Origin of the sequence: Pedobacter sp. (assembly GCF_965227205.1) — a bacterium.
Lineage (GTDB): Bacteria > Bacteroidota > Bacteroidia > Sphingobacteriales > Sphingobacteriaceae > Pedobacter.
In genome coordinates this window covers 1,865,940-1,885,679 of the sequence record NZ_OZ245727.1, presented here as the reverse complement: position 1 = coordinate 1,885,679, position 19,740 = coordinate 1,865,940, and the positions used below count along the sequence as shown (strand labels likewise).

The 19,740-nt window shown below is 31.4% G+C and carries 16 protein-coding genes and 3 tRNA genes; 17 read left to right on the top strand and 2 right to left on the bottom strand.

What is annotated here, in order from left to right:
* The first annotated feature begins 63 nt into the window (after window positions 1-63).
* The 12 genes from ACO05K_RS08115 to ACO05K_RS08060 all read left to right on the top strand — a co-directional run bounded on the left by ACO05K_RS08115 (window position 64) and on the right by ACO05K_RS08060 (window position 12,374).
* Window positions 64-2,142 (top strand): HD family phosphohydrolase, encoded by a 2,079-nt coding sequence (locus tag ACO05K_RS08115; protein ID WP_421943941.1) that lies wholly within the window; start codon window positions 64-66, stop codon window positions 2,140-2,142.
* A gap of 79 nt (window positions 2,143-2,221) precedes the next feature.
* Window positions 2,222-2,308 (top strand) — tRNA-Ser (locus ACO05K_RS08110).
* A gap of 88 nt (window positions 2,309-2,396) precedes the next feature.
* Window positions 2,397-2,470 (top strand) — tRNA-Pro (locus tag ACO05K_RS08105).
* A gap of 55 nt (window positions 2,471-2,525) precedes the next feature.
* A tRNA-Pro gene (locus ACO05K_RS08100) sits at window positions 2,526-2,599 on the top strand.
* Window positions 2,600-3,138: 539 nt separating this feature from the next.
* Window positions 3,139-3,819 carry a TolC family protein gene (locus ACO05K_RS08095; RefSeq protein ID WP_421943940.1) on the top strand — a complete coding sequence of 227 codons (681 nt, stop codon included), beginning with the start codon at window positions 3,139-3,141 and terminating at the stop codon, window positions 3,817-3,819.
* A gap of 21 nt (window positions 3,820-3,840) precedes the next feature.
* The gene (locus ACO05K_RS08090; RefSeq protein WP_421943939.1) at window positions 3,841-5,979 is read left to right on the top strand and encodes an exopolysaccharide transport family protein; all 2,139 of its coding nucleotides are present in this window, start codon (window positions 3,841-3,843) and stop codon (window positions 5,977-5,979) included.
* 60 nt (window positions 5,980-6,039) lie between these two features.
* Window positions 6,040-7,323 (top strand): O-antigen ligase family protein, encoded by a 1,284-nt coding sequence (locus ACO05K_RS08085; RefSeq protein WP_421943938.1) that lies wholly within the window; start codon window positions 6,040-6,042, stop codon window positions 7,321-7,323.
* Between the two features lie 103 nt (window positions 7,324-7,426).
* On the top strand, window positions 7,427-8,050 hold the full coding sequence (locus tag ACO05K_RS08080) for an acyltransferase (RefSeq protein ID WP_421943937.1): 624 nt from the start codon (window positions 7,427-7,429) through the stop codon (window positions 8,048-8,050).
* Between the two features lie 12 nt (window positions 8,051-8,062).
* On the top strand, window positions 8,063-8,842 hold the full coding sequence (locus tag ACO05K_RS08075) for a glycosyltransferase family A protein (RefSeq protein ID WP_421943936.1): 780 nt from the start codon (window positions 8,063-8,065) through the stop codon (window positions 8,840-8,842).
* Between the two features lie 4 nt (window positions 8,843-8,846).
* A complete protein-coding gene (locus ACO05K_RS08070; RefSeq protein WP_421943935.1) occupies window positions 8,847-10,061 on the top strand; it encodes a glycosyltransferase in 1,215 nt (404 codons plus the stop codon).
* A complete protein-coding gene (locus ACO05K_RS08065; RefSeq protein WP_421943934.1) occupies window positions 10,061-11,251 on the top strand; it encodes a glycosyltransferase in 1,191 nt (396 codons plus the stop codon). The genes ACO05K_RS08070 and ACO05K_RS08065 overlap by 1 nt, the downstream gene beginning before the upstream one ends.
* Window positions 11,252-11,258: 7 nt before the next feature.
* Window positions 11,259-12,374, top strand: coding sequence for a glycosyltransferase family 4 protein (locus ACO05K_RS08060; protein ID WP_421943933.1), 1,116 nt, complete (start codon window positions 11,259-11,261; stop codon window positions 12,372-12,374).
* Here ACO05K_RS08060 and ACO05K_RS08055 read toward each other — a convergent pair.
* A complete protein-coding gene (locus ACO05K_RS08055; RefSeq protein ID WP_421943932.1) occupies window positions 12,369-13,196 on the bottom strand; it encodes a glycosyltransferase family 2 protein in 828 nt (275 codons plus the stop codon). The two genes, ACO05K_RS08060 and ACO05K_RS08055, sit on opposite strands and share 6 nt — an antisense overlap.
* Before the next feature lie 132 nt (window positions 13,197-13,328).
* Between ACO05K_RS08055 and ACO05K_RS08050 the strand changes: the two genes are divergently transcribed.
* From ACO05K_RS08050 to ACO05K_RS08030, 5 genes are read left to right on the top strand one after another with little or no spacing between them, the layout of a single operon-like run.
* Complete coding sequence (locus ACO05K_RS08050) at window positions 13,329-13,904, top strand: gluconate 2-dehydrogenase subunit 3 family protein (protein WP_421943931.1); 576 nt, start codon at window positions 13,329-13,331, stop codon at window positions 13,902-13,904.
* Window positions 13,905-13,906: 2 nt separating this feature from the next.
* Window positions 13,907-15,592 carry a GMC oxidoreductase gene (locus tag ACO05K_RS08045; RefSeq protein ID WP_421943930.1) on the top strand — a complete coding sequence of 562 codons (1,686 nt, stop codon included), beginning with the start codon at window positions 13,907-13,909 and terminating at the stop codon, window positions 15,590-15,592.
* A 27-nt stretch (window positions 15,593-15,619) separates the two neighbouring features.
* Complete coding sequence (locus ACO05K_RS08040; RefSeq protein WP_421943929.1) at window positions 15,620-16,993, top strand: lipopolysaccharide biosynthesis protein; 1,374 nt, start codon at window positions 15,620-15,622, stop codon at window positions 16,991-16,993.
* Window positions 16,983-17,867 (top strand): glycosyltransferase family 8 protein, encoded by an 885-nt coding sequence (locus tag ACO05K_RS08035; protein WP_421943928.1) that lies wholly within the window; start codon window positions 16,983-16,985, stop codon window positions 17,865-17,867. Before ACO05K_RS08040 ends, ACO05K_RS08035 begins: the two co-directional genes overlap by 11 nt.
* A 20-nt stretch (window positions 17,868-17,887) precedes the next feature.
* Window positions 17,888-18,772: a glycosyltransferase family 8 protein gene (locus ACO05K_RS08030; protein ID WP_421943927.1), complete on the top strand. Its 885-nt coding sequence runs from the start codon at window positions 17,888-17,890 to the stop codon at window positions 18,770-18,772.
* A gap of 36 nt (window positions 18,773-18,808) precedes the next feature.
* Here ACO05K_RS08030 and ACO05K_RS08025 read toward each other — a convergent pair whose 3' ends face one another.
* Entirely contained in the window at window positions 18,809-19,738 is a 930-nt protein-coding gene (locus tag ACO05K_RS08025) for a glycosyltransferase (protein ID WP_421943926.1), read from the bottom strand.
* Window positions 19,739-19,740 lie beyond the last annotated feature (2 nt).

Below are 19,740 nucleotides of genomic sequence, written 5' to 3'. Positions count from 1 at the left end.
AAAATCAGTAAAATGTATATTAGATAAAAATGTTATTTTTGACAACATCATAAATGCAGCGTTTTGGCTAAAATCAAGAAAAATTCACACAAAATTCTTTACCGTAAGTATTCATCAAGCTTTAAATATTTGATGATGATGGTTACGGTTTTCATCATTACCTTATTCTTACCAAAGCAGCCGCGTTTTAGGTATGAGTTTGAAAAAGGAAAGGTTTGGATGAATAAGGATTTAATTTCCCCGTTTCCTTTTGCAATTCTTAAAACCAATCCGCAAATTAACTCTGATAAAAAAGATGCACTACGTGATATTTTGCCTGTTTATCAGTTTGATACTGATATAAAAAAGGATGCTTTAGAAGCATACTTGAACGAATTTGATATTAAATGGCGTTCAACTGAATTAGAGGAGAAGGAAAAGGTAGCTTATAGAAACGCATCCTATAAATTGCTCGATTATCTTTATACCAGAGGGATAATCGGACTAAATGTAAAACATCAAACATCGGGCAAGAATTATGATTTTTCTCTTTTGGATAACAATATATCTAAGCTTCGTAATACACAAGATGTTTATACTGCTGAAAGTGCGTTGCTATATTTTAAACAGAATTTCAAGGCCTCAAATCAGGTTATTCAAGATTTAATTGATAATCTGGCAGAAGATCACATCACTCCAGATTTAATATTTAACGAAAGGCTTACTGAAATTATCAGAGATAATACTGTGAATAATGTATCAACCACTAAAGGTATGGTACAAAAGGGTGAGCTTATAGTTGCTAAAAGCGACATTATTGATGATGAAATTTATCAGAAGTTAGAATCTTACAAAGCAACTTACGATGCTCAAACTAAAACCATAGGGAGCAGAACACTTGTTTACTTGGGGCAGGTGGTTTTAGTTGGCTTTATTCTTACAATTTTAATGTCTTTCCTTTTTCTTTTTAGGAGAGATATTTTTTCTGATAACAGGCAGCTTTCTTTAATATTGATTGTAACTACAGGCATGTTGCTCTCTTTAACATGGGCGCTCAAAATGAATATTGCAAGTTTGTATTATATTCCATTTTGCGTTGTACCTATAATAATTAGGATCTTATTTGATACCAGATTGGCGTTGTACTTACACATGTTGGTAATATTAATTGCCGGTTTCTTCGTTGCAAATAGTTTTGAGTTTGTATTCTATCAGGTTACAGCCGGGATGGTTGCCATATTCAGTATTAAGAATTTTGTAAAACGAGAACGTTTTTTAGTTTCAGCACTTTTTATTCTTTCTGCTTACTTCGTTTCATTTGTAGGTATTGCTTTATTACGCGAAGGTTCGTTTAGTGAAATTCAATGGATAAACTTTGTACCATTTATATTTAGCGTTTTACTTTCTTTACTCGCTTATCCTTTAATTTATATTTTCGAACGTGTATTTGGAATTACTTCAGATGTTGCCTTAATAGAATTAACCAATACCAATAATAAATTGCTTCGAGAGCTTGCGTTTAAAGCCCCAGGTACGTTTCAGCATTCGCTTCAGGTGGCTAACCTTGCAGAAGCTGCAATATTTAAAATTGGGGGTAATTCTGTATTGGTTAGGGCAGGAGCTTTATATCACGATATTGGTAAGGTAGATAATCCTCAATATTTTATTGAAAATCAAAACACAGCAATAAGTCCACACGATAAACTTCCATATGAACAAAGTGCGCAAATCATTATTCAACATGTTCACAAAGGGATTGAAATTCTGAGAAAAAATCAAATGCCCGAGGCTATTATTGATTTTATCCGAACACATCATGGTAATACTAGGGTCGATTACTTTTATCAGTCATTTTTGAAAAATTCGCCCGAAAAATTTGTTGATGAAAATATTTTCCGCTACCCCGGACCGATACCTTTTAGTAAGGAAACTGGGGTGTTAATGTTGGCAGATTCAGTCGAAGCGGCGTCAAGATCGCTCAAAAATCCGGACGCTCAGAACATAAATGATCTTGTTGAAAGGATAATTAACTATAAATTGGAACAAAATCAGTTAGATAATTGCGATTTAACACTAAAAGATATTGAAACTATCAAATTGATTTTCAAGACGATGCTAATGAGCATCTATCATGTGCGCATAGATTACCAACAAGTTTTGTAATTTTTTTTTGTAGAATAACTTGTTTTACTATATTTGCAGACCTCAAAACAAGGTCGGTATGACAAGTTGAAAGGAAAACGGAGAGGTGCCTGAGAGGCCGAAAGGAACAGTTTGCTAAACTGTCGTACTGGTAACGGTACCGCGGGTTCGAATCCCGCCCTCTCCGCAAAATTAAATTGGCAAAATAATCGGAATTATCATTTTAAAACCGTTACTTTGCCACCCCTTGGAAAAAGGGAAATAGATACCAAGTTCGGGGTGTAGCGTAGCCCGGTATCGCGCCTGCTTTGGGAGCAGGAGGTCGTAGGTTCGAATCCTGCCACCCCGACAAAATTTGCAAATGCACTTGCAAATGTTTTTTAAAAAAAGATCGATGCCATTTTCGGGGTGTAGCGTAGCCCGGTATCGCGCCTGCTTTGGGAGCAGGAGGTCGTAGGTTCGAATCCTGCCACCCCGACTTAAAGCCTATTTCCAAAAGAGATAGGCTTTTTTGTTTTCTATATTATTTTGCGCTTTTTAGATTTTGATTAGTAAGTTAGAATTAGTAATAAACTTAAAATTAGGATATGTTGCTATATTTTGAATAGTGTGTTATTTTAATAATATAATAAGCTCCTTAAGCAGCATAATCTATACTGGTAAGCTTTAACAGTTTGTGGTTGTCTTTTTTAATAGACTTTATTTAGTTTCTTTGTAAGAACGAATTGTTTTTAAGATATTTATAGCTATTAAGCATTGTTTTATATTGATGAAGTAAATAAGAAATCATTTTTAAAAGCTTAAGTAGCTAACTGAAAATATTTTTTATCAATTACAAAATCAAAAAAAAGGACATGAGAATTACTGAAATAATTGTAGTATCTTTCTAAATATGAAAAAAAATATTAAAACTTTCCTTCCACAATTTAAAAGGAAGAAGTTTAATTGTATATTTAGACGTTTTTATTCATCCTAAATCAATTTTATATAAAAACATTATAAACAACCCTATAATTAATGAAAACTCTAAAAAAAATTACGCTTGGTTTCTTGTTGTTTTTCAGTATTAATGCTACTGCACAAGAAACAATTATTCCTGAGATTAAATATGCTGATTTAGAAAAATATATTGAATTAGCTAAACAGAATTTTCCTCGAGCAAAAAGTTATCAACTTCGTACAGAAAGTATAAAAGTTGGAGTTACAGTAGCAAGCCTTTCATACCTAGACATTTTTAATGTATCTTATTTTTATAGACCAGGAGATAGGGCTGTAATCGACCCAGTCAATCCATATAATGTTAATGGTGTTCAGTTTGGAGTTGGTGTTAGCCTTGGAGGTTTGCTAACTAAACCATTCAATGTTAAGAAAGCGAAGTTGGATTATGAGATAGCAAAATTAGAACAAAAAGATTTTGAATTATTGCTTGTTAATGATGTAAGGATTAGATATTACGATTATATTCAACAACTTAGTTTATTGAAACTAAGTTCTCAAATCGCTACGGATAATAAAGGGGTAGCAGAAAGTTTGAGAATCAGGTTTGAAAAGGGTGAAATTACTTTAGATGCCTACAATCAATCTCGTACTATGCAGTTTCAATCTTTTCAACAAAAAATTCTTGCAGAAAGCACCTATTTAAAATCTAAAGATCTGTTAGAACAGATTATTGGTGTTAAATTAAGCGAAGTTAAGTAAGAGAAATTAAACATTCTTTAAATGGATATAAAATCACTTTTAAAACTTATTAATAAATATAAATGGGTACTAATTTTAGTGCCCATTATTGCTGTAGTAATTACCTACTTTTTGGTTCAAAACTTACCTAAGCAATATAGTTCTGAAGTTCAAATATCTACAGGATTATTAGATGTATCTAAAAAGATTATCACAAATGAGAATACTGATTTCTTTAAGATAAATCAACAATTCAGTCAAATTATGGAAAAATTTAAGATGAAGAAAATCATCAATTTTCTTTCATATAATTTGATGATACATGATTTAGAAAATCCTAAAAATTCTTTTAGAAAGTATAGCGAAAAACTTGACTCTCTTGATGCCAAAAGTAGAATAGAAGTACTCCAATTATTTAAAGATAAATTAAATTCAAAATCTATTTTAACTTTAGCAGATAACAATGGTAAATATCAGCTATATGATTTGGTTGGGTCTATGGGGTATGGAGAGGATGGGCTAAAAAAGCAAATAGAAGTAACTCATGCTGAAAATAGTGATTTTATAACAATTGAATATATATCTGAGAATCCTGACTTGTCAGTATTTGTTGTTAATACCATTGCTACGACCTTTATAACCAATTATAGTAGCGAAATTAGCTTTAATCAAAATAATTCACTAGTTCTTTTAGATTCTCTTCTTAAGCAGAAAGAGATAACCATGAATGAAAAGAACAATTCTTTAGCTGCCTTTAAAAAGAGCAAGGGTTTTCTTAATCTTAATGAACAATCGGGTTCTGTTTCTGCACAAATTACACAATATGAAACCCAAAGAGCTGAAGCCTTAAGATTGATACAATCTAATCAGGGTGCTCTGTCAGTAATTCGCACAAAGTTGAATGGAGGCGACTCATACACTTCTGGAAGTACTCAAGCTGATAATCGTGAGTTGGTTAATTTAAAAAGAGAACTTAAGATAGCAAATGACAACTATCTAGATAATGGCTTTAAAGCTTCAGACCAAAAGAAAATTGACTCTTTAAATCGAATTATTATTGCAAAAAGCAATCAGAATGCAGATGAAAATGTTGTTGATCCAAGAGCATCTAAACAAACTTTGATAGCATCTAAAACAAATTTAGAAATCTCATTAGAAGAGCAAAAACGTAGCTTAGTAATTATTAATCAGCAATTAGGAATATTGAGAGCTAAGTATAGTTCTATGGTTCCTTATGATGCTGATATTCAAAATTATCAGAGGGAAGCAGATCTTGCAACTAAAGAGTATATGACTGCACTTGACCAAGTAAGTCAAACCAGAGCTGACCAGAGTTTGGGTTTAAGATTGCAAATTGAACAGCTTGGTCTTCCAGGTAATCCGGAACCATCTAAAAAGATATTTTATTTAATTGGGTCTGGTGCAGGCAGTTTCGTGCTTGTGCTCAGTTTTGTGATGTTAATGTTTTTTCTTGATAACAAAATTATCACTTCTGCACAATTGGCTAACGCCACAAAATCTAAAACTATTGGAGTGCTCAATAAAATTGAGAATAATGAAAGGAACATCAGAGAAATATGGAATGATAATAATGGTAATGTAAATTATGAATTGTATCGAGACATGTTAAGATCTTTAAGGTTCGAAGTTAACACTCAAATGGATGCTGATGGGTCTAAAATATTGGGAATTACTAGTCTTGTTTTAGGAGAGGGAAAGACTTTTTTATGTTATAGTTTAGCTTATGCATTTGCTATGACTGGAAAAAAGGTTTTACTGATAGCAGATGAATTACCTGTAGTAAAAGCCGATAGTAAAGCATTAGCCACGAGTCAAAATTTTCAAACGTTTTTAATTAAGAAAGAAATCCATACGGAAGATCTTATTACAATTATGAATAAGAGCAAGGCACGTGAATCTCTTTTAGAAATACAAAGCATTAAGAGTTTGCAAGCGGGTTTTGATGTTTTAAAGGATGAATTTGACATAATTATTGTGGATGTAAATGCACTTCAAGATATCAATATTGCCAAAGAATGGTTATTATTTACTGAAAAGAATATAGCAGTATTTGAATCAGGTAATTCATTAAAAGATTCTAGTAAGGAATTTGTGGACTACATAAAAAAACTACCTGGTTTCTTAGGCTGGGTACTTAATAAGACAGTGTTAGAAAATTAATTTGATCACTTATAAAGGAGGAACGATAGATTTCCTCCTTCCAATTTATTTACTTTAATAATGGTAGCAAAGGTTATATTATATATATTACTAGTTTACTGCTTTATTTACTGGTTAATTTCACGAGAATTAGGGATTATTTTCCCTATTGGTATTCTTATTGAAGTTATAATGTTATTAGCGTTTATTAGCGCTATATTTTCTGTTCCAAAGGAGAATTGGAAAAATTTAAATAACGATTTATTTTACCTCTTTCTATTTTGGTTTTTTATTAGTGTATTAGAAGTCGCAAATCCAGCTGGTGCTAGTACTTTAGGTTGGCTTAAGGAGATTAGGTCAGCTGCAGAATACCCATTACTTATTGTAATGCTGTATTTTTTAACTTTTACAAAAGTTAAGGATTTAGATAACTTCCTGATAATCGTAATAGCGCTATCAACTCTGGCGGCAATCGATGGAATTAAGCAGCTTCATATTGGTTTATCTAGAGGAGATATAATGTTTTTACAATATGGTGGTGCAACTACTCATTTAATTTGGGGAAGACTTAGGGTATTTTCCTTTTATTCAGAAGCTGCACAATTTGGAGCTTCACAGGCACATATCGGATTACTTACTTTGATTTTAGCATTAGGTCCTGTTAAAAAAAACGTTCGTATTCTTTTATTAACTTGTTCAGCACTAATGTTGTATGGTATGTTGATTTCAGGTACCAGAGGAGCGATGTTTGCATTAGTACCTGGTGCCTTTGTAGCAATTATATTAAGTAAAAAGTTTAAAGTTTTGATATTAGGAGGAGCGTTAGCTATTTTGTTTTTATGCTTTCTAAAATTTACTAGTATTGGTGACGGAAACTATAATATTTACAGGTTCAGAAGTTCGCTAAACCCCGATGATCCATCCTTAAACGTTAGGCTAGCATCTCAAAGAGTACTTAAAGAATATATGAGTAATATTCCTTTTGGAGGTGGGTTAGGAGTAATAGGTTCGAATGGGATGGCTTATAATAGCGATAAATTTTTATCAAAGGTACAGCCCGATAGTTATTGGGTTAAAATTTGGGCAATGTATGGTATTGTAGGTTTTACTATATGGATTTCTATAATGCTTTACTTATTAGGAAAGTGTTGCGGCATCGTGTGGCGAATCGAGGATGAAGGGTTAAAGATTAAAGGAATTGCCTTAACATCAGGTTTTGCAGGTATACTTTTTTGTAGTTATGGTAATGAAGTTATAAATACAATGCCATCAACAATTATTGTATATGCATCGTTAGTATTTGTATATATAATGCCTAAGTTAGATAATGAATTGAAAGAACGTAAACTAATTAAATTAACATAACATGCCTTGGGAAATTTTTATGCTGCCCGCTATAATTTTCTTCACAATAGGCTTTTTTAGAGGTATAAAATATTTAAAAAAGGAAGAAGAATCTAATTAGAAAATGACATCAATTATCTCTAAAATAAAAGCCAATCCAAAGCTTAAGCGTTTAGCATTATCTATGTTAATACCAAAAAATGATAATAGACCACGTTTATGGGTAAGGTGGTTTTTAAATCCATTTAAACATAAAAAAGGCGCAGGATCGATTATTAGATATAATACAAGACTTGATGTTTTTCCTTTTAATAACTTTCAATTAGGCAAAAACTCAGTTATAGAAGATTTTGCAACAATAAATAATGGGGTTGGTGATGTGATTATTGGAGATAAAACTATTATTGGAATAGGCAATGTTATAATTGGTCCGGTTACTATTGGCAGTAACATTATGTTTGCCCAAAATATTGTTGTATCTGGTTTAAATCATGGTTATGAAGATGTAACTATTTCTCCAGCATTTCAAAAAGTATCATCAAAGCAAATTATAATTGAAGATGATGTTTGGGTAGGCGCTAATAGTGTTATCACTGCAGGTGTTACACTTGGCAAACATTGCATAATTGGTGCCGGAAGCGTTGTTACAAAAGATATTCCTGAGTTCTCAATAGCAGTAGGTAATCCGGCAAAAGTTATAAAAAAATACAATAAAGAATCATCTACATGGGAGAAGATATCTCCATAACTAAAACTAAATATGACAACAAAGGTTGAATACTTTGAAGATGTTACTTTGATGATTACTCATTATAATAGAAGTAAATCTTTAGAGCGGTTATTATCCGAGCTCAAAAAGGCAAATTGCACTTTTAAAGATATTGTTGTTTCTGATGATAGTAGCACAAAAGAACATCTTGATTATATAAAAACTCTACAAGCAAATTATAATTTTACCTTAGTTTCAGGTCCCACTAATAAAGGTTTAGGAAATAACTTAAACAAAGGTCAGAATGCGATTAGTACACCGTTTACTTTATATATTCAAGAAGATTTTATCCCTCTGAATAATTTTTCTACAAACCTGCGAAACGGTTATTCTTTATTAAAAGAGAATGAAGAATTTGATATGGTTAGGTTTTATGCCTACGAAAAGTATCCATATTTAAAACCTGTTAAAAATGGCTTCTCCGAAATGCTCTTTAAATGGTATTATCCTGGGTTAAATAAGTTTGCTTTCTACAGCGATCATCCTCATTTAAAAAGGAATACTTTTGAGCAAAAATTTGGTCGATATTTAGAGGGAACTTCAGGCGATAAAACTGAATTTACGATGATGATGTCATTTATCAAGAATGGTGGAAAAGCCTTTTTCTTTGATGAACATAAATCAGTGCTGGAACAGGTAAACTCGTCTACAGAGCCAAGCACAATGCACCGAAATATGTGGCGTAATAGTGATAATTTTTTTATAACACATTTAAGAACTGCTTACCGATACATTAACTGTTATTCAAGTCTTTACCTCAAAAGAATTTAATTTCATGAATCAAACTTTTAACGGTAGAGATATTATTGTTGTAGGGCAACAACCGTGGGATACAGAGATTGGAAGCAATTGTAAAAACATTGCTCTAGAATTTAGTAAGCATAACAGAGTTCTGTATGTTAACTCTCCGCTAGATAGAATTACACTCTATCGAAGTAAAAATGATGCGAAGACAAAAAAGCGAATAGATATCATTAAAGGTAAATCAGATGGCTTAGTTCCTATTCAAGAAAATTTGTGGAATTTATATCCTGACTGTATGGTTGAATCTATCAATTGGATTGGTAACACAAAAGTATTTAATGTTATCAATAGATTAAATAATAAAAAACTATCAAAATCAATAAGTAAAGCGATTGATGCTCTGGGGTTTAAAAACTTTATACTTTTTAATGATAACGAAATTTTTAAAGGATTTTATTTAACTGATTTTTTAAAGCCAAGCTTGAGTATTTATTATTCAAGAGACTATATGATTGCAGTTGATTATTGGAAAAAGCATGGTGAAAAGTTAGAGCCATTATTGATTGCTAAAAATGACTTATGTGTAGCCAATTCTACTTTTTTAGCAGATTATTGCAGACAATATAATCCCAATGCTTACTATGTGGGGCAAGGGTGCGATTTAGATATTTTTTATCAGCAAGATGTTAAAAAAGAAATACCTGAATTGGTTAATACTAAAAGACCTCTAATTGGTTATGTAGGTGCATTACAAAGTATCAGACTAGATGTTGAAATTATATTACACATAGCAAAATCAAAACCAGAGTGGACTATTGTTTTAGTAGGACCTGAAGATGATTTATTTAAAAAGAGCGAACTACATACTTATAAAAATGTTATTTTTTCGGGAATGAAGCCTATAGATACTTTGCCTGATTATATTAATGCTTTTGATGTATGTATTAATCCTCAATTGGTAAATTTGGTTACAATTGGTAATTATCCTCGTAAAATTGATGAGTATCTTGCTGTAGGAAAGCCAGTTGTAGCAACAGAAACAAAAGCAATGGAATCATTTTCTGAATTTGTTTATCTCGCAAAAACCAAAGAAGATTATGTGAAGTATATTGAAAAAGCACTCTCAGAAGATTCTCAAGAATTACAAGAACAGCGAAGAACATTTGCGTTAGGGCACACTTGGGAAAATAGTGTGAAAGAGATATATGATGCAATAAGTAAAGTTGAAACTGATAAAAAATTCTAATGCAGGTTTTAATCACTATTCTAATAATCATACAAATAATTATTGGCTTCAATTTGTTTTTGCCTGTTATTTTATATTTATTTCACTTTTTTAACAGTAAATCACACAATACAAATAAGGTAACTACCAATTATGATTACGCAATAATTGTAACCGCATTTGAGCAAACTACTTTATTACCCGGTGTTGTAAAATCTATTCTGAATTTAAATTATAGCAACTTTATAGTATATATAGTTGCTGATAAATGTGATATTTCTGGATTAAATTTTAATAGCGATAAAGTAATTTTATTAAGACCTGAAGAAACCCTTGCAGGAAATACAAAATCGCATTTTTATGCAATAAATAGATTTGTAAGAAATCATGATTTGTTAACAATTATTGATAGTGATAACCTTGTTGATGCTGAATACTTAAATGAGCTGAACATTTTTTTTGATGCCGATTATCTCGCTGTGCAAGGCGTTAGGAAGGCTAAAAATCTAAATACATCATATGCTTGTTTAGATGAGGCAGGCGATATATATTATCGTTTTATAGATAGAAAGTTATTATTTGATTGTGGCTCTTCGGCTTCTTTAGCAGGCTCAGGAATGGCTTTCAAAACTTCATTTTATATCGATTGCTTAGATAAATTAGTTATAGAAGGAGCAGGATTTGATAAAGTTTTGCAAATGGAAATTCTAAACAAGGGCAAGAGAATTGCATTTGCAGAAAAGGCAATTGTTTATGATGAGAAAACTTCAAAATCTCAACAATTAGTTAAGCAGCGTGCCCGTTGGATTAATACATGGTTCAAACATGCAGGAAAAGGAGTTGAACTTATTTTTAAAGGAATAGCTCGATTAAACAAAAATCAATTTTTGTGTGGTTTGGTATTTTCTCGACCGCCTCTCTTTATTATTGCAGGATTATCTTTGTTAAGTATAATCTTCGATATTATTTATCTACCAAACATGCTGTTTTTTTGGCTGTTTTCTATAGTAAGTTTCTTTTTAATATTCTTCATAGCATTAAATTATTTCAAAGCACCAAAAATAATTTACACGGCTCTATTTAAAGTTCCGTTATTCATGTTTTTGCAGGTTTTATCTTTATTCAAGGCAAAAAGAGCAAATGAAATTTCTACGGCAACTGTTCATTATTACGATAGCAGTTTAGACGAGATTAATCAGAATCAGAAATAAAATTAAAATGGCTTATCAAAAAAAGAGAATTTTACATGCAATTAGGCAAGGGAAAGTTGGTGGTGGCGAAACTCATGTTCTTGATTTGGTAAATACGCTCGATAAGGAGAAATATGATTCGATAATTCTATCGTTTACTAATGGACCAATGGTTGATAAATTAAGAGCTGATGGATTTACTACATTTGTTATTGAAACCGAAAAGCCATTTAATTTTATGGTTTGGAACCAAGTTAAAGAACTAATCTTCCAGCAAAAAATAGATTTAATTCATGCCCATGGTACAAGGGCAAATTCAAACACTTTTTTTGCATCAAAACAATTAAAACTTCCACTAATATATACAGTTCATGGTTGGTCCTTCCATCCTGACCAAAGCAGTCTTGTAAAATTTATCAGAACACAGAGTGAAAAATTTCTGGTAAATGTGGCAACTAAAACTATTTGTGTTTCACAAAGTAACCTAGCCGAAGGCCAAGGGAAGTTCAAAATGAAAAATGCTACTGTAATTTCAAATGGAATTAATAGAGTAAGGTTTGATCCTAATCTAAGTTACAAAGATGTAAGAGGAGAATTTGGTATCGATAATAATATTTTATTGGTTGGTTATATCGCTCGAATAACTCACCAAAAATCGCCACTAATTTTTATAAAAGCAATTGCAGCAATTAATGATAAAGAAAATATAAAATTCTTAATTGTTGGCGATGGTGATTTAAAAAATGAAATGATTTCTTTAGCCCAGCAGCTTAATGTAGAAAAATATATTGTTTTTGTTGATTTTAGAAATGATATTCCTGATATTTTGAATGCAATTGATATTTTCTGTTTACCGTCCTTGTGGGAAGGTCTTCCAATTGCTTTATTAGAAGCCATGTCTATGCGTAAAGCAATTATTGCATCAAAAATTGATGGTATAACTGATTTAATTATAGATAATGAAAATGGCCTACTAATCACTCCGAATGATGCAGAAAGTCTTACTTCTGCAATTTTTAGGCTTCAAAATGACCTCCCTTTACTAAAGCAGCTTGGGAGTGAAGCTGAGAAAACGGTTAAAGAAAAATTTAATGTTTCATCAATGACAAAGAAAATTGAGACGATTTATAGCGAAATTCTATAGTTTATTTTTTTTAACGTGATTAAAATTAAAGTATTTCAAAAAGCGATCATAAGTTGATTTGTAAATACCTCCATCTACAATAATTCGTCTATCGCCAGTCCAAACAATACTATTTTTTTGTGTAACCCAATGCAACTTGCCAAATCCAGCTTTTCTCAATTTCATTGCCAGCCAGCCGTCCTCATTAGTCCCCTTAGGATGGTTAAAGCCATCAACACTTAAGCATTGATCTCTTCTGCAGGCAGAATTAAAACCATAAACGTTTAATGCTTCTTCTTTATATTTTTTATTTATTAACCGATTAAAGTCAGATAGGTATTCGTATATGTAATATAAAGTTCGAGATGTTTTTTCAGGGATAAACGAAAATCGGCCATAAGTTAAAGCAATTTCATTGCTTTCAGCTAATGGATTAATCATGTTATCAATCCAAGCTTCAGGATAAATTGTATCCGCATCAGCGTTCATTATAAATTTTCCTCTTGCAACTGCTAAGCCAGAATTTCTAGCAATAGTAATGCCTTGTCTTGTTTCATTAACGCAAATAACACCACAGGCCCTAATTAATTCTTCAGTTCTATCTTTCGAATTGTTATTAACAACAATTACTTCAACACTATATTTAGTTGTAGATACAGATAAAGAATAAAGTGTTTTTAAAATATTTTCTTCCTCATTGTATGCAGGAATTATTATAGAAATATCTGGACTTTCAGTGTATAGATTCTTAAAATTCTCTACAATAAGTGATATAATGGGTTTTAAGGCCTCAGAATTTTTATTAAATTTATTAATACTATCAGGTATAAAAAGCGGTCTCATTGATGAGTAATTGGGGATATTTTATAAATATATATCAAAAAAATTAAACCTTGAATAAAAATAAATAATACAGTTAAAAGATTGAGGTTTATATATTAATAATTATCTTTACTTTTTAAACTCTCCCTCATTTTGAATAGACGAACATCTGTAAAAGGTATTTTAGCTTTGGGTTTTGTAGGTGCTTCCTCGGTTTCGCTATATAAATGGATAAATCTTCATCGAGATTTTAATATTTCAGAACTTTTATCTCAAAAATCGTTAATTGCGGAGTTAGCTGAAACTATAATTCCTACCACTCATACTCCCGGTGCAAAGCAGGCGGGAGTTCAAAATTATATTATTAATGTTATAATTAATTGTACTGGCAAGGTTGAACAAAATAGATTTTTAAATGGGCTTCACAATGTAAATAATTATTCGGTAGAAGAATTTAATAAATCATTTGTTGATTGTTCATCAACTGAACGTATATCTATATTAAAATCATTTGAATCTAAGGATAGTTTCAAATATCCAATAATTAATAAAATTAATAATAAGCTATTAGGGCAAACATTTTTCTCTAAGTTAAAGCAGCTTACTGTAGATGGATATTGTTCTTCAGAAATTGGCGCAACACTAGGTTTGGCCTACGATTATATCCCTGGAACTTATCAGGCTTGTACTAATTTACAACGAAATCAAAAATCTTGGGCAACAAAATAGTTATGCAAAGTTCAGTAAAAGCTCAAAATACTTACGATGCAATTGTTATAGGTTCAGGCATCAGCGGTGGCTGGGCCGCAATGGAATTATGCAAAAAAGGTCTTAAGACTTTGCTTTTAGAGCGAGGTAGAGATGTAAAGCATATCGTTGATTATCCAACAGCAAATTTAAAACCTTGGGAATTTAAAAATGGTTTAAATAATACCATGAAGGATATTGAGAACGATCCTATTCATAGTAATGTTTATAACCCTGCAAATAAGCAATTTTTTGTTAGTGATAAACAACATCCTTATATCCAAGAAAAACCTTTTAATTGGTTCAGAGGTTACCAGGTTGGAGGCAAATCACTCACTTGGGGTAGACAATGTTACAGACTTAGTGATTTAGATTTCGAAGCAAATAAAAAGGACGGAATTGGTGTAGATTGGCCAATTAGGTATGAAGATTTATCTAAATGGTATGATTATGTGGAGTCTTTTATAGGTGTAAGTGGGAATACTGAAAATCTACCGCATTTACCAGATGGTAAATTTTTACCGCCTATGGATTTAAATTGCGTAGAAAACCACCTTGGTCAATCTATTAAAAAAAATAATAATAGGGTTTTAACAATAGCAAGAGTTGCGAATTTATCTAGAGGATGGGATAACAGAGGGCCATGCCAAAATAGAAATCTATGTGACAGAGGTTGCCCATTTGGGGGATATTTTAGTAGTAACAGCTCTACCATACCAGCTGCACAAGCAACGGGAAATTTAACCTTAAGACCCTTTTCTATAGTAGCCGAAATACTATATAATGAAGAAACTCAAAAAGCATCCGCAGTTAAAGTTATTGACACAAATACCAATGAAACAATTACTTTCTCATCTAAAATCATATTCGTAAACGCCTCAACAATTGCTACGACATCAATATTATTAAATTCCAAATCCAATAGATTTCCTAATGGTTTAGGTAATGATAGTGGGCAATTAGGGCACAATCTGATGGATCATCATTCTTCAGCAGGTGCATATGGAGTGTTTAATGGATTTAAAGATAAATATTACAAAGGCAGAAGACCATGCGGATTCTTAATCCCAAGATATAGAAATCTAAAAAATGCTGAAGGTTTAGATTTTAAACGTGGTTACAATATTCAGGGTGATGGTGAGCGACAAGAGTGGGAGGATAGAAAAGGAGAGTCTGGGTTTGGGGTTAACTTCAAGCAAACTTTGACTACCCCAGGTCCGTGGACCATTTGGATGGCAGGATGGGGCGAGTGTTTGCCTTACTACGAAAACGAAATTTCTTTGGATGAAAATAAAAAAGACCAATGGGGACTTCCATTAGTTAAAATAAATTTTTCATTCAAAGAGAATGAAGAAAAGATGATGAAAGATATACAAGAAACCTGTGCTGAAATGTTAAGAAGTGCTGGTTTTAGTGATGTCGGCCCCTTTAATTACAATAAGCCAGGAGGTTCTACAATACATGAAATGGGAACTGCCAGAATGGGAAATGACCCAAATACTTCGGTTCTTAATGCGCATAATCAAATTCATGCTGTTAAAAATGTATTTGTTACCGATGGAAGTTGTATGACTTCTTCAGCATGTCAAAACCCATCTTTAACTTATATGGCATTAACCGCCAGAGCTTGCGATTTTGCAGCTAGGGAGATAGCGAACGGAAATTTATAAATAAGAATATATTTACTTGTTATATACATGATAAAAATTTTAAAAAAAGTATTAACCATTTTTAAAAATATGCATTTCCAGTCGCTTATGGCAAATGGGATGATGGCATTATTTGGAATGATTACGCTTTCAATTTTATATCGAAATTTAACGGTAACAGATATTGGTATTTACATCTTTTTTTTAGCTATCGTTGGTTTGGTAGATAATTTACGTGCTGGATTTTTAACCATAACTATAGTTAAATTTTTCTCTGGAACTACCAAAGAAAGAGGTTTAGAGGTTGCGGGCTCTGCCTGGCTTTTAGCGTTAATTGTATCATGCGCTTTTTTCATAATCAACATACCAACCTATTTTATTGCTAACTATGTTTCAGATCAAGGTTTGGCACTTTTTCTAAAATATTTTTCAATAATATCAATTATAACCTTGCCATGTTTTATGGCCGATTGCATAGTTCAGGCAAGTAAGCGGTTCGACAGGTTATTGTGGCTGAGGGTTTTTAATCAAGGTTCTTACACACTTTTAGTATTTACATTTGCATTTTTGGGCAAATTAAATCTGATAACTGTAATGTATACCTTTATTGGCTCAAATTTATTTGCCGGAATTATAGTTTTATTATTGAGATGGACTATGATTTCTTCAGTTTTTAAAGCAAAAGCTAAAACTGTTTGGGAACTCTTTCATTTTGGAAAGTACAGTATGGGTACAAATATTAGTTCCAACCTATTTGGCGTAACAAATACCTTTATTATAAATTTCCTTATAGGTCCTGCAGCCTTGGCTATGTATAATCTAGGGGGTAAACTTCTTCAAATAGTAGAAATTCCGCTCTTAAGTTTTGTAACTAGTGGAATGCCATTATTATCTGCTAATTATAATAATGGAGAAAAAAAAGAGATGATTTATACATTGAAAAAACTTGTAGGTATGCTTACAATAGTTTTAGTACCTGTAGTTATCATTTCGGTAATATTTGCCGAGCCAATAATAAATTTATTAGGTGGAAAAGGTTATGTTGCCAACGAGGCTCCGAACCTCTTCAGGATTTTTATGATTGTAGCTTTATTATATCCAGCCGACCGATTTTTTGCTATTGGAGTGGATGTAATACATCAACCAAAAATTAATTTTTATAAAATAATAATAATGTCATTAACAAATATAGCGGCAGTTTTTGCATTTGTAGGAATTTATCATTCAGTTTACTCAGTAGCCTTTGCTTCTGTAACTCCTATATTAGTTGCAATTTATATGACTTATAAGCCAATTAATAATTATTATAGATTTAATTTTGTAGATATTTATAGAGTTGGATTTAGGGAGGTTATTATAATTATCAGACAATTTTATAGTACTCTTTTTTCAAATAGTAGTAAAACAATCCATGAAAAATAATAATATTTCTGTTGTATTAGCTTGTGATAATAACTATGTTATATTACTAGCGGCATTATTGAAATCAATAGAACTAAATCATATTGAGAATTCAATTATTGATATATATATAGTTGATGACAAAATATCAAAGAGGAATAAGACCAAATTAGAGCAATCATTGAATTTGAACAAGATGAATTTAATCTGGCTCAAAATGACTGAAATTATTCCCAAAAATATCAGTTTGCCAATTGTAAATAATGCTTATCCAATAAACACCTACGTAAGATTATTAATTCCATATATTGTTCCTGAAACGGTAGAAAAGGCAATATTTATGGATGTAGATATGATTGTTCTCGATGATATTTCAAATTTATGGAATGTAGATACCGGCGAATTTGTTATTGGAGCAGCTAGTGATACCATAGGCCCAGTAACAAAAACCATCGGAAATGGAATTGAAAACTACAAAGAATTAGGTCTTGATCCTGAACAAAGATATTTCAATGCTGGCCTGCAATTAATAAATAAAAAGAAATGGTTGGAGCAAGATATTACGATAAAAACTATTAATGCAATAAATAATAATAAAAAGTACGCGTCCTTAGGAGATCAATATGGATTAAACATTGCTTTAATAGGAAACTGGTATGAAATCGACAGATTATGGAATTGTTTTTCAGTAAATGACGATCCTTATCCTAAACTTATTCATTATTTTCACAGAAAACCTATATACAAAAGCTATTCATACAATTATAGGGATGAGTTTTATTATTATTTAAATAAAACTAAATGGGAAAATTTTAAGCCTATAGGAGCATCAAGTAGATATTTTAAGAAAATCAATAATATAATACAAAAATTAAAATTTAAGTTTTTTAAATAGAATACATAACCTCGTATATCGTGAAAGTTAATAACAATATTTCGATAATAGTTGCAAGTGATAATCATTATGCCATTCTGATAGTCGCACTTCTTAAATCAATTGATTTAAATCACAAAACAAGTGAGCATATAGATTTTCATATTATTGACGATGGAATTTCTAAAAGCTTTAGAAAAAAACTTGAGTCCATAGTCGATCCTTCAAGAATTACAGTGAAATGGTTTAAGAGCAAAGAAATTGTTCCTACTCACATTACAATTCCGGTTGATAATTCTGCTTTTCCGTTAACAGCTTATATGCGGGTTTTTTCTCCTTATGTTGTAGATAAGGATGTAGAAAGACTTATTTATTTGGATGTTGATACTATAGTACAGGATGACATTTCTAAACTTTGGAATGTTGACCTAGGAGAATATACTGTTGCAGCGGCGCAAGATGTTGGCAAAACTGTAGATTGCAAATGGGGTGGAATTGCTAATTACGCTGAACTTGGCCTAACTGCAGATACAAAATATTTTAATTCAGGTGTATTAGTAATAAATCCTATAAAATGGAGAAATGAAGGGATTTCAGAACAAGTAATAGATGCTCTGCGTATACATAAGAAATATGTTCAATTAGCAGATCAATATGGCTTAAATGTTGTTTTGGCAAATAAATGGCTTCAATTAGACCCTAAGTGGAATTGGTTTGCTTTTAATGAAAATGAGAATCCATCATTAGTACACTTCCTTGATATAAAACCAATTTTTAAAACTTATAATTCAAAGCAGGTTTACAAAGATGAGTTTTATAGATACTTATCTTTAACACCATGGAAAAATTTTAAGCCTATTAGCGGAAATCAGCGATATGTTAGAAAAATATTTAACAAGATTAAAAAAGCATTTATAAAATTATAAGAGAGATTTTCTCTCTTATAATTTTATAACTTTTGGTTAATCATTCTTTTCTGAAAGTTTATTAAAAATTTCGCGTTTACTTTGGTTTTTCTGAGAAATCATATTTAGTAATAAAATTCCGATAACAAAGAAACCAATACATATTAATGCGGTAGTAAATAAGCTTACCGTCATGGTACTTGCCCAACCCAGAATCGCTTCCTCAGTAAAAAATTTCTTGTATAATACAATGCCGATAAAGCCAAAGAATGAAACTATAATGAGCATAAAAACTCTTAAAAAAACCATTAATAGTTCTTCTGCATATTCCACAAACGATTTAAACGCATGGTGAACCAGGCTTGTCATGTTCATCTTTGATTTTCCATCAATTCTCTTTAATCGGTTGTAAACAATACTAGTTGATGATACTTTTTGTTTAGAGAGGTGAGCAGCAAAATGTATAAATCCTGTATAACAAGATGTTTTTAGAACTTTCTTCTTAATCATACAAAAATTACCAAAGTTTAATATTTTACCAGTAATAATTTTGAAGATAAATCTATAAATGTAATAGGATGTTTGGAATGACAAGCTTTCTTTTCGTCGTCCTCTCGCTACGTTCACAATATCAAAGTCTTGAAATTTAACTAAATCTTCAATAGCTTTAGGGTCGTCTTCACCATCAGAATCCATAATAATGAATTTATCTGAATCTAATTCGCTAGAATAAAGTAAGCCTTGATAAATAGCAGCTTGATGGCCAACGTTAAATTTCAATTCCAATATAGTTAGCTTAGCATTGCTGGCTGTAAATTTAAATTCTTTTAATAGTGATAATGTATGGTCTGAAGAACAATCATCAACAACTACAACCTCAAAATTTTGGCTCAAATTTTTTATAACGTTTTCTACGCTTTTTAAAAATGAAATTACAGTAGTATTTTCATTGAAACATGGTGTTATAATAACTACATTTTCTATCATTT